Below are 12,302 nucleotides of genomic sequence, written 5' to 3'. Positions count from 1 at the left end.
GAAGGAGTAGGGTGACGACCGTGCGCACCGGGCTCCTGCTCCTTATCTGCCGCGGCGAGGCCTCCTGAGGCCGGCTCCTCGTCGCGGGAGACGTCGTGCTGGCCGCACGTGACCCAGACGAGGAGACCCAGACGATGAAGACCCGCGGCACCACGAACCTCCAGCGCCCCTCCGGCATGCCGGTGACCAAGTACCGGTCGTTCGCCGAGACGAATCCGGTCCACCTCCCGGACCGCACCTGGCCCGACAAGCAGGTCACGGTCGCTCCCCGGTGGCTCTCGACCGACCTGCGCGACGGCAACCAGGCCCTCATCGAGCCGATGAGCCCCGAGAAGAAGCGCGAGATGTTCGACCTGCTCGTCCGCCTCGGCTACAAGGAGATCGAGATCGGCTTCCCCGCCGCCTCGCAGGCCGACTTCGACTTCGTCCGCTCACTCGTCGACGACGACGCCGTGCCGGAGGACGTCACCGTCTCCGTGCTCACCCAGGCGCGGCCCGAGCTCATCCACCGCACGGTCGAGTCGCTCGTCGGGTTCCCGCGGGCCACCGTGCACCTGTACAACGCGACCGCCCCGGTGTTCCGCGACGTCGTCTTCCGCTCCGGCCGCGAGGGGACGCGCGAGCTCGCCGTCGACGGGACCCGCGAGGTCCTCGCCCACGCGGAGAAGGTGCTCGGGGAGGAGACCGTGTTCGGCTACCAGTACAGCCCGGAGATCTTCGTCGACACCGAGCTCGACTTCGCGCTCGAGGTGAGCGAGGCCGTCATGGGTGTCTGGCAGCCCGAGGACGGCCGGGAGATCATCCTCAACCTGCCGGCGACCGTCGAGCGGGCCACGCCCAACGTCTACGCCGACCAGATCGAGTGGATGAGCCGGCACCTGTCCCGCCGTCAGCACGTGGCACTGTCCGTGCACCCGCACAACGACCGCGGCTCGGGCGTGGCCGCCGCCGAGCTCGCCATGCTCGCCGGCGCCGACCGGGTCGAGGGCTGTCTGTTCGGCCAGGGCGAGCGCACCGGCAACGTCGACCTCGTCACGCTCGCGATGAACCTGTACTCCCAGGGCGTGGACCCGATGATCGACCTGTCCGACATCGACGAGGTCCGACGCACGGTCGAGCGCTGCACCCAGATGGACGTGCACGCCCGCCACCCCTACGGCGGCGACCTCGTCTACACCTCGTTCTCCGGCTCGCACCAGGACGCCATCAAGAAGGGATTCCAGGTCCGGGAGAGCAAGGTCGCCGAGGCCGGCGGCGCGGACGCCGACGTCGTATGGGACCTGCCCTACCTGCCGATCGACCCCAAGGACGTCGGCCGCACCTACGAGGCCGTCGTACGAGTGAACAGCCAGTCCGGCAAGGGCGGCGTCGCCTACCTGCTGCACTCCACGCGGAGCCTCGACCTGCCTCGGCGCCTGCAGATCGAGCTCGCCGGCATCGTCCAGAAGCACACGGACGCCTACGGCGGCGAGATCGACGCCGAGCGGCTGTGGTCGATCTTCGTCGACGAGTACCTGCCCTACACCACCACCGACGGCCTGGCGCCGTGGGGCCGCTACACGCTCCGCAGCACCTCGCTGACCTCCCACGGGGAGGGCGGGGACGCCGACCTCACGGTCGTCCTCGACGACGGTGGGGAGGAGCGGCTGCTCTCCGGCCGCGGCAACGGCCCCATCGACGCGTTCGTCCACGCACTGGCGACCATCGACGTCGGGGTCGAGGTCCTCGACTACGCCGAGCACGCCCTGTCCGCGGGCGGCGATGCGATGGCGGCGGCCTACCTCGAGGTCGAGACGAGCGACCAGGTGGTGTGGGGCGTCGGCGTGGACCCGTCGACGATGACCGCCTCCTTCCAGGCGATCATCTCCGCGGTCAACCGCGCGGCACGCGGGGTGACGGGCGGAGTCCCGGTCGACGGCGAGCCGCGCTGACGGGGCGGGGACGGGGCGCACGCGAGTGTCCGGGCGGAGCCGGGCGGGGGGATCGCGACGGTGTGAGCGGAACGGAACGGGTGCGTGGAACGGCGCAGGTGCGCCTGAGCGGTCTGCTGGTGTGCGCGTCCGCCGGTGAGGCGGAGCTCGTGCAGCGGTACCTGCCCGGGCACACGGCGCTCACCCGGTCCGGGCCCGCCTGCCTCTCGTTCGAGGTACGCCCGACCAGCGATCCACTCGTCTGGCAGGTCGTCGAGCTGTTCGCCGACGAGGCCGGGTTCGCCGGCCATCAGGAGCGTGCGGCGGCGAGCGAGTGGGGCCGAGCCACGGCCCACATCGAACGCCGCTACACGGTCGAACTGGCGGAGCGTCGGTGAGCGCGCTCCTCGACCGGCGGCTGCTCGATCGTCAGGGCCGGATCGCGGTCACTCGGGCCAGGCGAAGCCGCGGATGGTCTCCACGAAGTCGATCCGCTCGAAACCGGGCAGGCAGTGGGCGAGCACGTCGGCCTTGACGTTCCCGAACGTGGTCTCCGGCCGGTCCTGGAGCCCCTCGGTGAACGCGGCCAGGATCTGGTTCTTGAAGTCCGGGCGCGGGTGGGCCGCCACGACGGCCGCGCGTTGCTCGTCGGTGATCGCGTCGTAGCCGACACCCAGGACGTCGAGCTCGACACCGCGGGTGACCAGCGCGATCTCGGGAGCCATGTGCAGGGGGATCTCCGGGGTGGTGTGCAGCGCGATGGCTGTCCATACCCGGTCCGCGGCCTCGCCGTCGACGCCGTACCCGCGAAGGAAGCGGCGGGCCTCGTCGGCGGCGTCGATCTCGAAGCGCTGATCCGTCCGGCGGTAGGTCTCGGTGAGGCCGAGGTCGTGAAACATGGCCCCGACGTACAGCAGCTCGGGGTCGTGGTTCAGTCCCTGGTCCTGGGCGCGCAGGGAGCCGAAGAGGAACACGCGTCGGCAGTGGTGGTAGACGACGGGAGTGGCGACGTCGCGGACGAGCTGGGTGGCGTCCTTCGTCATCGTGCTGTCGGGGATCTCGATACCGGCGATGGTCTCGGTCATGAGGTGCCGCCTCTCGTGGCCGTCGTTCGGTGGTCCTCCTCCATCCTGCGTCCGGGCGTCGGGAGGTGCGACCCGGGTGGGCGGTCGGTCGTGCGGAGCGTTCGCTGCTCGTCGAGTCCGAGATCCGCGCCGCGGGCCTCGACCTGACGGCGAACGACGCGGACATCTCGAGCCTCGACCCCGATGTCCTCTTGGAGACGTTCCGCGCGAACCTGGTCGGCATGTTCCTCGTGACCAAGCACGGGCTCCCGACGATGCTCGACCAGGGCGCGGGCAGCATCGTCAACATGGCGTCCGTGTCCGGTATGGCGGGCGAGTCGTCGCTGAGCGCGTACGGCATGTCGAAGGCGTCGGTCATCCACTTCACGAAGCAGGTGGCCGTGCAGTACGGGAAGCAGGGGATCCGCTGCAACGCGATCGCGCCTGCCTTCGTCAACACGCGTAACAACAAGCAGTACGCCTCGCAGGAGTTCGCCGACGTCTATCTCCGTCACATGGTCTCTACGAGCGGCGCGGAACCCCAGAACATCGCCGACGTCGTCGTGTTCCTCTCCTCCGACGAGGCCGCGCTCGTCAACGGCCACGTGATCCCGGTCGACGGCGGCATCACGGAGGTGTCGCCGATCGTGGCGGACGTGCGGGAGCTGGGTGGGCACACCGCCTGACTCGCGGTGCCGCGTGCAGGGGCGCCGATCGTGGCGACCCTGCACGCAGCACCAGAATCACTGACGAGCCACGCGGTCGGTCCGCATCGGCCGGAGGTCACGTTCCCGGCCGGTTCCTTCGAGCGACAGCATCTCCGTGCGGCTCATCACCGGTCCGACGAGCCGGCGAAGTGCCAGATCGACCGCCTCACTCTTGGTCCGCACGTCGTACCTGCGCATGACCTCAGCGATCAGGTCGTCGTCCAGGTCGAACGTTGTACGCGCCATACCCCCAGCCATGCACCTCGCGTGATCGATACGCGCGGTGCGTGCCGTGGTGGTCCTCCGGTATGTCGGGCCGAGGGGGGAGAATGGACCGGTGAGGCTCTACCGGGACGAGGCGGTGGTCCTGCGCTCCCACGACCTGTCGGAGGCGGACCGCATCGTCACCATGCTCTCGCGCGAGCACGGCCTGGTGCGCGCCGTCGCGAAGGGCGTGCGGCGCACGAGCTCGCGGTTCGGCGCGCGGCTCGAGCCGTTCACGGTCGTCGACGTCCAGCTGCACCGCGGCCGCAACCTCGACACGGTCACGCAGGTCGAGACGATCGCTCCCTACGGGCGCTCGCTCGCCGCCGACTACTCGTTGTTCACGTCCGCGACCGTGATGGTCGAGACCGCGACCCAGCTCACGCAGGCGGAGGAGGTCCCGGCGCCGCAGCAGTACATCCTGCTCGTCGGCGCCCTGCACGCGATGAGCATGCGCCGGCACGCGGCAACCCTCGTCCTCGACTCCTACCTGCTGCGCTCGTTGGCGGTCGCCGGGTGGGCCCCCAGCTGCTACGACTGCGCCCGCTGCGGGACCGAGGGGCCGCACCGCGCCTGGTCCACGCAGATGGGCGGTGCGATGTGCTCCTCGTGCCGGCCCCCTGGGTCGGCCTCGCCCGCGGAGGAGACGATGACCCTGCTCGGTGCCCTGCTCTCCGGCGACTGGCCCGTCGCCGACGCCTCCGTGTCACGCCACCGCACCGAGGCGTCCGGCCTGGTCGCCGCCCACCTGCAGTACCACCTCGAGCGCCGGCTGCGCTCCCTGCCGTTCGTGGAGCGCGCATGACCTCGCCCGTCCCGCCGCCGTCGCACCCGTCCGGTGCCCGTCCGCCCGCGATTCCGCGCGAGCTCGTGCCCGCGCACGTCGCGGTCATCATGGACGGCAACGGCCGGTGGGCGAACGCCCGCGGGCTGCCCAGGACCGAGGGGCACGCGGCGGGGGAGGCGTCGCTCCTCGACGTCGTGGCGGGTGCGATCGAGATCGGCGTGACCCACATCAGTGCCTACGCGTTCTCCACAGAGAACTGGAAGCGCTCGCCCGCCGAGGTCCGCTATCTCATGGGCTTCAACCGGGACGTCATCCGCAGGCGACGCGACGAGATGCACTCCTGGGGCGTGCGGGTGCGGTGGGCCGGACGCCGGCCGCGACTGTGGGGCTCGGTGATCCGCGAGCTCGAGACCGCCGAGGAGATGACCCGACGCAACACCACCGCGACGCTGACGATGTGCGTCAACTACGGTGGCCGCGCCGAGCTCGCGGACGCCGCCGCGGGCCTCGCCCGGGACGTCGCGGCGGGGCGGGTCAACCCCGATCGGGTGACCGAGCGGACCCTGGCCCGCTATCTCGACGAGCCCGACGTCCCGGACGTCGACCTCCTGTGGCGCACCGGCGGGGAGCAGCGGACGAGCAACTTCCTGCTGTGGCAGTCCGCCTACGCCGAGCTCGTCTTCACCGACGAGGCCTGGCCCGACGTCGACCGACGCTCGCTGTGGCGCGTCGTGGAGGAGTATGCGCGCCGCGACCGGCGGTGGGGCGGGGCGGTCGACGCGGCGGCCCGGCCCGGCGGCTGACAATCGTTCGGGGAGCATGGGCGCCCGGGCTGTGGGATTCCGAGCGCAGGACCGGGCCGAGTGAATCGCCGGCTCGGCCCCCCGCCTATGGGGTGGATCACGCAGGTAAGGCTTGCCTGATCTACTGTGCGTCGGTAACTTTTCGACACGCAAACCTAGCGTAATGCGCGGGCGTGGCGTCGTCAGGCACCGCGCCCGCCCCGAACGAGAGCTGGTCCACTTGCGTCACCACCGATTCCGCGTCCTTGCTGCTGCCACGGTCGCGGTACTGACCCTCGCCGCCTGCGGCGGCTCCGACGAGTCCTCCGACGACGCGACGGGCGAGCCGACGACAGAAGAGAGTGATGACCGGCCGGCGGTGGGCGACGAAGAGTCCGGCTCGGAGTCCGCCTCCGACGACGCCGAGTCCGGCTCCGAGAGCGCGTCCGGCGACGGCGGCGACGACGCCGCGGACGACTCCGGCGATGCGGGCGCCACTGGTATCTCCGGCGCCGAGCTGCCGATCGAGATCGAGCACGCCTTCGGCACCACCGTGATCGAGGAGGTCCCCGAGCGCGTGGCCACCGTCAACTGGGCGAACCACGAGGTGCCGCTCGCCCTCGGCGTCGTGCCCGTCGGGATGGCCTCCGCGGACTTCGGCGACGACGACGGCAACGGCATGCTGCCCTGGGTCGAGGAGGAGCTCGAGACCCTCGGCGCCGAGCCGCCCGTCCTGTTCGACGAGACCGACGGCATCGACTTCGAGGCCGTCGCCGACACCCAGCCGGACGTCATCCTCGCCGCCTACTCCGGGCTCACGCAGGAGGACTACGACACGCTCACCGAGATCGCGCCCGTCGTGGCCTACCCCGAGACCGCGTGGGGCACCTCCTGGCAGGACGTCATCACCTACAACGCCGCGGGCCTCGGCATGGTCGAGGAGGGCGAGGAGCTCATCACCGAGCTCCAGGGCGAGATCGACGAGACCGTCGCCGCGCACCCCGAGCTCGAGGGCGTCTCGACCATGTTCATGACGCACGTCGACGTCTCCGACCTCAGCACCGTGAACTTCTACACGGCCAACGACACCCGCGCCGCCTTCTTCGAGGACCTGGGCCTGAGCACGCCGGCCGCGGTCGAGGAGGCCTCCGCCTCCGGTGAGTTCTCCGGCTCGATCAGCGCCGAGCAGGTCGACATGTTCGAGGACGTCGAGCTCATCGTCACCTACGGCGACCAGGAGCTCGTCGACACGCTCGAGGCCGACCCCCTGCTGTCGCAGATGCCGGCCGTCGAGTCCGGTGCCATCGTCTTCCTCGACGGATCCGGCCCGATGGGCACCGCGGCGAACCCCACGCCGCTGTCCATCTCCTGGGTCCTCGAGGACTATGTCGCGCTTCTCGCAGAGGCCGCAGCCGGGTCCCAGTGACCCAGGCCCCCGCCCGCGAGGAGGCCGGGGGGACTCCATCCTCCTCACCCGGTGCCGGGCCGGACGTCGGCGTCCTCCGCCGTCCGGCCCGGACGCGCCTGCTCTGGCTCATGGTCGTGCTCGGCGCGGTCGTCGTCCTGACGATGGCGTCGGTCGCGATCGGCTCGCGCAGCGTGACGGTGCCCGAGATCGTCGCGGGGATCATGGGCTCGACCGACTCGATCGGCGAGGCCGCCGTCTACACGCGCGTGCCGCGCACCTTCCTCGCCCTGCTCGTCGGGGCCGCGCTCGGCGTCGCGGGCGCCGCCATGCAGGGCGTCACCCGCAACCCGCTCGCCGACCCCGGGATCCTCGGCGTGACGATGGGTGCCTCGCTCGCCGTCGTCGTCGGCATGGCCTGGTTCGGCCTGTGGACCCGGACGGGCATGATCTGGACCGCCATCCTGGGGGCCGGCCTCGCGGCCGTGTTCGTCTACGTCGTCGCCTCGGTCGGCCGGGGCGGCGCCACGCCGCTCACCCTGGCCCTGGCCGGCGCGGCCACCTCCGCGGCCCTCGCCTCCTTCATCACCGCCGTCGCCCTGCCGCGCGGCGACATCGCCGGCAGCATCCGCTCCTGGCAGGTCGGCGGCGTCGGCGGGGCCAGCCACGAGGCCACGGCGCAGGTGCTGCCGTTCCTCGTCGTCGGCCTGCTCGTGTGCCTCGCCTCGGCACGCAGCCTCAACTCGCTCGCCCTGGGCGACGACGTGGCGGCGGGCCTCGGCGTCCGGGTCGGCGTCACGCGACTGGTGGCCGCCGTGGGCGCGGTCGTGCTCACCGGGGCGGCGACGGCCGTCGCCGGACCGATCGGGTTCGTCGGCCTCGTGGTCCCGCACCTGTGCCGGCTGCTCGTGGGCGTCGACCACCGCTGGCTCATGCCGTTCTCCGCCCTGACGGGGGCCGGGCTGCTCGTGGCCGCGGACGTCCTCGGCCGCATCGTCGCCCGCCCCGGCGAGATCGACGTCGGCATCATCACCGCGATCGTCGGCGCCCCGTCTTCATCGCCATCGTCCGCCGCACGAGGATCCGCGAGCTATGAGCGCCCTCGCCGAGAACGCAGAGGTCCGGACCGCACGCCGGACCGGCTCTGCGGACCACCCGACCCGTCCGCCGTCCGACGACGCCGTGGCAGCGCTCGCCGCCGCACGCCGACGTCGCGCGCGCCGTGGGCTCGTCGTGGCGCTCGTCCTGCTCGCCGTCGTCGTCGGGCTGTGGTGCGCGTCCCTCGTGGTCGGCCGTACGTTCTACCCGCCCGCCGACGTGTGGCGCGTGCTGACGGGGGAGGAGGTCCAGGGCGCGAGCTTCACCGTCGGACGGCTCCGCCTGCCGCGGGCGACCCTCGCCGTCGTCGCCGGCCTGTGCCTGGGACTGGGCGGCGTCACCTTCCAGACCATGCTCCGCAACCCGCTCGCGAGCCCGGACATCATCGGCATCAGCGCCGGCGCGAGCGCGGCCGCAGCCTTCGCGATCATCGTGCTCGACCTCGACGGCGGGCAGGTGTCGGTCGTGGCCGTCGCTGCGGGTCTCGGCATCGCGGTGCTCATCTACCTGCTGTCCTACCGCGGCGGGGTGGCCGGCACCCGGCTCGTCCTCATCGGCATCGGCGTGGCGGCGATGCTCGACTCCGTGACGAGCTACCTGCTGGACAACGCGGCCCAGTGGGACCTCCAGGAGGCCATGCGCTGGCTCGTCGGCAGCCTCAACGGCACCACGTGGTCCGCCGTCGTCCCCGTGGCGATCGCCCTGGCCGTCCTCGGCCCGGTGCTGCTGTCCCGGGGCCGCAACCTCTCCGCCCTGCAGCTCGGTGACGACGCGGCCCGCGCCCTGGGCGTGCGGGTCGAGCGCACGCGCCTGACCCTGGTCGTCGCGGCCGTCGGCCTCATCGCGTTCGCGACCGCCGCGGCCGGCCCGATCGCGTTCGTCGCCTTCCTGTCCGGCCCGATCGCGGCGCGCGTGGTGGGGCCGGGGCGCTCCCTGCTCGTCCCTGCCGCACTCGTCGGCGCGGTCCTCGTGCTCGTCGCCGACCTCGCCGGGCAGTACGCGTTCGGCACGAGGTTCCCCGCCGGCGTCATCACCGGCGTCCTCGGGGCGCCGTATTTGGTATATCTCATCGCACGCACCGACCGGGCCGGAGGCTCCCTGTGACCGACCGACAGCTCACCGCCGACCACGTGTGGGTCGGGTACCGCGACCGCGGGGTCATCGAGGACCTCAGCCTCGCGGTCCCGCCGGGGCGGATCACCGCGATCGTCGGCGCCAACGCCTGCGGCAAGTCGACCCTCCTGCGCGCGATGTCCCGGCTGCTCGCCCCCAGCCGCGGCCAGGTGGTGCTCGACGGGAAGGACGTCCACCGCATCCCCGCCCGCCGCCTCGCCCAGGTCCTCGGCCTGCTCCCGCAGACCCCCGTGGCGCCCGAGGGCATCACGGTGGCCGATCTCGTCGGTCGTGGCCGGCACCCGCACCAGGGCATGCTCGCGCGCTGGAGCGAGGCCGACGACCGGGCCGTCGCCCGTGCGCTCACCGCCACGCAGACCGTCGAGCTCGCCGACCGCCCCGTCGACGAGCTCTCTGGCGGCCAGCGTCAGCGCGCGTGGATCGCCATGGTGCTCGCCCAGGAGACCGACGTGCTCCTCCTCGACGAGCCGACGACGTTCCTCGACGTCTCCCACCAGGTCGAGGTCCTCGACCTGCTCACGGACCTCAACCTCGAGCGCGGCACGACGATCGTCATGGTGCTGCACGACCTCAACCTCGCCGCCCGCTACGCGGACCACCTCGTGGCGGTGGCCGGCGGGCGCGTGCACGCCGCCGGAAGCCCGGAGCAGGTGCTCACGTCGGAGTGCGTCGAGTCGGTGTTCGGGATCGGCTCGACGATCGTTCCCGACCCGGTGACCGGGCGGCCCCTCATGGTGCCGATCGGCCGGCACCACAACGGTCCGGAGCAGCTGTCGGCCTGAGCGTCACGCACCGTGCGGCGTCGAGCACGACCGTGCGACGTCGAGCATGACCGTGCGACGTCGAGCTCGACCCGGCACGGTCCAGGTGGGCGAACGGGAGCGTCGGCGGCAATCCGTTACCGGTCGGCGGGCGGCTCCCACGCCGGGTCACGTCCGATGAACCCGACGAGCCGGTCCTGGGCGGAGGCGTCGCCCGGCACCGGCACCGGGGGGCCGTACTGGCCCGACGAGCGCAGGACGTCCTCCATCTGCGCCATGCCGGCGAGCAGCGACTCCGACAGCTCCGCGTCGAGCCCGGGCTCCTGGCCGGTGGCCCGAGCGAGGTCCCACGTGTGCATGAAGACGTCGCCGACGTAGAACCGGCTGATCGCCCCTGGGAGCGGGACCTCGCCGAAGTTGGGGTTGATCAGGACCTGGTCGGCCGAGGCCGGGTCGTCGAGGATCGCCTGGACGGCCCGGCGCTGGTGGTGCCACGCGCCGGCCGGGTCGATGTCCGCGTCCGGGCCCTCCGGCAGCGCCGGACCGCCGGACGCGGCGAGCATGGTCGGCAACCAGGTCGTCAGGTGCCCGACGACGTCGCGCGCGGCCCAGCCCTCCACCGGGGACGGCGCATCCCACGCGCCCGGCGCGACGCCGTCGACCACGGCGGAGAAGCCTGCCGCCACCTGTCGGTGAAGGTCCGCGGGAGCATCGTCGTCCCTCACGTGGCGCCCTCGGCGAGCAGCTCGTCGAGCTTCTCGAAGCCCTCGACGACCCCGACCTCCATGCCGGAGGCGAGCATGGCGTCCCGGATCTCCATCGAGTCGACGACCGAGAGCAGCGTGAGACGCGTGCGCCCGTCGCCGATGTCCTCGAACGTGCCGGTCTCGAGCGAGACCCCGTCCGGGAAGCCTTCGAAGGTGAACGTCTGGACGATGCGCTCGTCCTTGCGCACCTCGTGGAACGAGCCGTAGAAGCGGTACCTCTCGTCACCGTCCGCGTTCGAGTACCGGTAGGCGCCGCCGGTGGTGCAGTCCCAGTGCTCGATCTCGGTGGTGAGCGAGCGGGGGCCGATCCAGCGCGCGAACAGCTCGCGGTCGGTGTAGGCGCGGAAGACCTTCTCGACCGGGAAGTCGAGCTCGCGGACGATCCGGATCGTCGGCAGGTCGGGGTTCGCCTCGATGGTGGTCTCGGGGTGGTGGATCTGCGTGGTCATGATGCCTGCTCCTTCGTGGTTGCTGCGTGTCGGGTGGTGTCGTCGTCCATGGCAGCCAGCACCTCCTCGAGACGCTGGAATCGTTCCTCCGCCGCTCGGCGGTAGCGCTCGATCCACTTCGTCATGAGGGAGAGGACCTCCGCCTCGAGGTGGGCCGGTCGGCGCTGCGCCTCACGGGTGCGCGAGACCAGTCCGGACTCCTCGAGCACCTTGAGGTGCTTGGAGATCGCCTGGACCGAGACCGCGTGGGGCTCGGCGAGCTCGGTGAGCGTGGCGTCGCCGTCCGCGAGCCGGGCGACCATCTCGCGCCGGGTCGGGTCCGCCAGCGCCGCGAACACCTTGTCGAGCCTGTCGTCCTGCACGTGCACTCCTTTGTCAACCGTATGGTTGAAGAAGACGCTAGGGGTGTGCAGGGGCCGCTGTCAACCACAAGGTTGAGTAAGGCGCGCGGGCGGCTGCGTCAGGAGGCCGCGGCGTTCTCGTCGACGTCGACCACGGCTTCGGCACCGTCCAGGTCCGTGGTCTGGTTCCGAGTGGCCGGCGTGCTCGCCACGGCGCCGTCCAGGGCCGTGGTCTCGGTCCGAGCGGCCGGTGCGCTCACCACGGTGCCGGCCTCGGTCTCGAGCGTCGCCCCGGTCGTCGGAGTCGCTGTCCGCCGCCGCAGCCTGTGGGCGACGAACGTCGCGACCAGGAGGACGACAACGGCGACGATCACCGCGATCCCGAGCGGCGATCCGGCCGCGGCGGCGATGACGGCGCCCCAGACGGCGAATCCGATCGTCGAGTAGATCGCCGCCCACGCGAGCGAGCCGGGGATCTGTGCGAGCGAGAACTTCCACCAGGCGATGCGCAGGATTCCGGCGCCGGCCATGATCATCGACTGGAAACCGACGGTGAGATAGCCGAGGGGGACCATCACGAGGCCCCAGCGGCGCAGGGCATCGATCCCTCGCTGCGGCCCCTCGCCGGAGAGCCAGCCGTGCGCCCGCAGCTGCCAGCCCTTCGTCGGGCGGGTGTGGTTCACCGTCAGGTGGGTGGCCCACCGGCCGAGCCAGTAGATCGACTGTCCGCGCAGCGTCGCCCCCGCGTAGAGGAAGGCGAAGACGACCCAGAAGGGCCATCCGCTGAGGAAGTCGGGCACCCGGTCATTGTCACCCGTCGAGCCGCCCACCGG

Annotated in this window: 14 protein-coding genes and 1 pseudogene; 9 read left to right on the top strand and 6 right to left on the bottom strand. The window is 71.8% G+C overall.

Annotation, left to right across the window (positions count from 1 at the left end):
* Positions 1 to 134: 134 nt before the first annotated feature.
* Positions 135 to 1,931, top strand: coding sequence for a 2-isopropylmalate synthase (leuA, locus tag ACPYO4_RS09820; protein ID WP_425709049.1), 1,797 nt, complete (start codon positions 135 to 137; stop codon positions 1,929 to 1,931).
* 62 nt (positions 1,932 to 1,993) lie between these two features.
* Positions 1,994 to 2,308 carry a putative quinol monooxygenase gene (locus ACPYO4_RS09815; RefSeq protein WP_425709048.1) on the top strand — a complete coding sequence of 105 codons (315 nt, stop codon included), beginning with the start codon at positions 1,994 to 1,996 and terminating at the stop codon, positions 2,306 to 2,308.
* A 48-nt stretch (positions 2,309 to 2,356) separates the two neighbouring features.
* Here ACPYO4_RS09815 and ACPYO4_RS09810 read toward each other — a convergent pair whose 3' ends face one another.
* Positions 2,357 to 2,995 carry an HD domain-containing protein gene (locus ACPYO4_RS09810; RefSeq protein WP_425709047.1) on the bottom strand — a complete coding sequence of 213 codons (639 nt, stop codon included), beginning with the start codon at positions 2,993 to 2,995 and terminating at the stop codon, positions 2,357 to 2,359.
* Positions 2,996 to 3,060: 65 nt separating this feature from the next.
* Here ACPYO4_RS09810 and ACPYO4_RS09805 point away from each other — a divergent pair, with 65 nt between their 5' ends.
* Positions 3,061 to 3,660 (top strand): SDR family NAD(P)-dependent oxidoreductase, encoded by a 600-nt coding sequence (locus ACPYO4_RS09805; RefSeq protein WP_425709046.1) that lies wholly within the window; start codon positions 3,061 to 3,063, stop codon positions 3,658 to 3,660.
* A gap of 57 nt (positions 3,661 to 3,717) precedes the next feature.
* Here ACPYO4_RS09805 and ACPYO4_RS09800 read toward each other — a convergent pair whose 3' ends face one another.
* Positions 3,718 to 3,927: a type II toxin-antitoxin system VapB family antitoxin gene (locus ACPYO4_RS09800; protein ID WP_425709045.1), complete on the bottom strand. Its 210-nt coding sequence runs from the start codon at positions 3,925 to 3,927 to the stop codon at positions 3,718 to 3,720.
* 91 nt (positions 3,928 to 4,018) lie between these two features.
* Between ACPYO4_RS09800 and recO the strand changes: the two genes are divergently transcribed.
* The 6 genes and pseudogenes from recO to ACPYO4_RS09770 all read left to right on the top strand — a co-directional run bounded on the left by recO (position 4,019) and on the right by ACPYO4_RS09770 (position 9,933).
* The gene (gene recO, locus ACPYO4_RS09795) at positions 4,019 to 4,750 is read left to right on the top strand and encodes a DNA repair protein RecO (protein ID WP_425709044.1); all 732 of its coding nucleotides are present in this window, start codon (positions 4,019 to 4,021) and stop codon (positions 4,748 to 4,750) included.
* Positions 4,747 to 5,535, top strand: a complete 789-nt coding sequence (locus tag ACPYO4_RS09790) for an isoprenyl transferase (protein ID WP_425709043.1) — start codon at positions 4,747 to 4,749, stop codon at positions 5,533 to 5,535. Before recO ends, ACPYO4_RS09790 begins: the two co-directional genes overlap by 4 nt.
* Before the next feature lie 220 nt (positions 5,536 to 5,755).
* Complete coding sequence (locus ACPYO4_RS09785) at positions 5,756 to 6,940, top strand: ABC transporter substrate-binding protein (RefSeq protein WP_425709042.1); 1,185 nt, start codon at positions 5,756 to 5,758, stop codon at positions 6,938 to 6,940.
* Between the two features lie 110 nt (positions 6,941 to 7,050).
* A pseudogene (locus ACPYO4_RS09780) lies at positions 7,051 to 8,015 on the top strand (FecCD family ABC transporter permease).
* Positions 8,012 to 9,121 carry a FecCD family ABC transporter permease gene (locus ACPYO4_RS09775; RefSeq protein ID WP_425709041.1) on the top strand — a complete coding sequence of 370 codons (1,110 nt, stop codon included), beginning with the start codon at positions 8,012 to 8,014 and terminating at the stop codon, positions 9,119 to 9,121. Before ACPYO4_RS09780 ends, ACPYO4_RS09775 begins: the two are co-directional and overlap by 4 nt.
* Complete coding sequence (locus ACPYO4_RS09770; protein WP_425709040.1) at positions 9,118 to 9,933, top strand: ABC transporter ATP-binding protein; 816 nt, start codon at positions 9,118 to 9,120, stop codon at positions 9,931 to 9,933. The genes ACPYO4_RS09775 and ACPYO4_RS09770 overlap by 4 nt, the downstream gene beginning before the upstream one ends.
* Positions 9,934 to 10,049: 116 nt before the next feature.
* Here ACPYO4_RS09770 and ACPYO4_RS09765 read toward each other — a convergent pair whose 3' ends face one another.
* The 4 genes from ACPYO4_RS09765 to ACPYO4_RS09750 all read right to left on the bottom strand — a co-directional run bounded on the left by ACPYO4_RS09765 (position 10,050) and on the right by ACPYO4_RS09750 (position 12,269).
* Complete coding sequence (locus tag ACPYO4_RS09765; protein WP_425709039.1) at positions 10,050 to 10,637, bottom strand: TIGR03086 family metal-binding protein; 588 nt, start codon at positions 10,635 to 10,637, stop codon at positions 10,050 to 10,052.
* On the bottom strand, positions 10,634 to 11,128 hold the full coding sequence (locus ACPYO4_RS09760) for an SRPBCC family protein (RefSeq protein WP_425709038.1): 495 nt from the start codon (positions 11,126 to 11,128) through the stop codon (positions 10,634 to 10,636). Before ACPYO4_RS09760 ends, ACPYO4_RS09765 begins: the two co-directional genes overlap by 4 nt.
* Positions 11,125 to 11,490, bottom strand: coding sequence for an ArsR/SmtB family transcription factor (locus ACPYO4_RS09755; RefSeq protein ID WP_425709037.1), 366 nt, complete (start codon positions 11,488 to 11,490; stop codon positions 11,125 to 11,127). Before ACPYO4_RS09755 ends, ACPYO4_RS09760 begins: the two co-directional genes overlap by 4 nt.
* Before the next feature lie 98 nt (positions 11,491 to 11,588).
* Positions 11,589 to 12,269 (bottom strand): DedA family protein, encoded by a 681-nt coding sequence (locus ACPYO4_RS09750; RefSeq protein WP_425709036.1) that lies wholly within the window; start codon positions 12,267 to 12,269, stop codon positions 11,589 to 11,591.
* Positions 12,270 to 12,302 lie beyond the last annotated feature (33 nt).

Origin of the sequence: Georgenia sp. Z1491, from assembly GCF_049856175.1 — a bacterium.
Lineage (GTDB): Bacteria > Actinomycetota > Actinomycetes > Actinomycetales > Actinomycetaceae > JB111.
The sequence above is the reverse complement of the archived record's forward strand: the minus strand, read 5'-3'. Positions and strand labels throughout refer to the sequence as shown.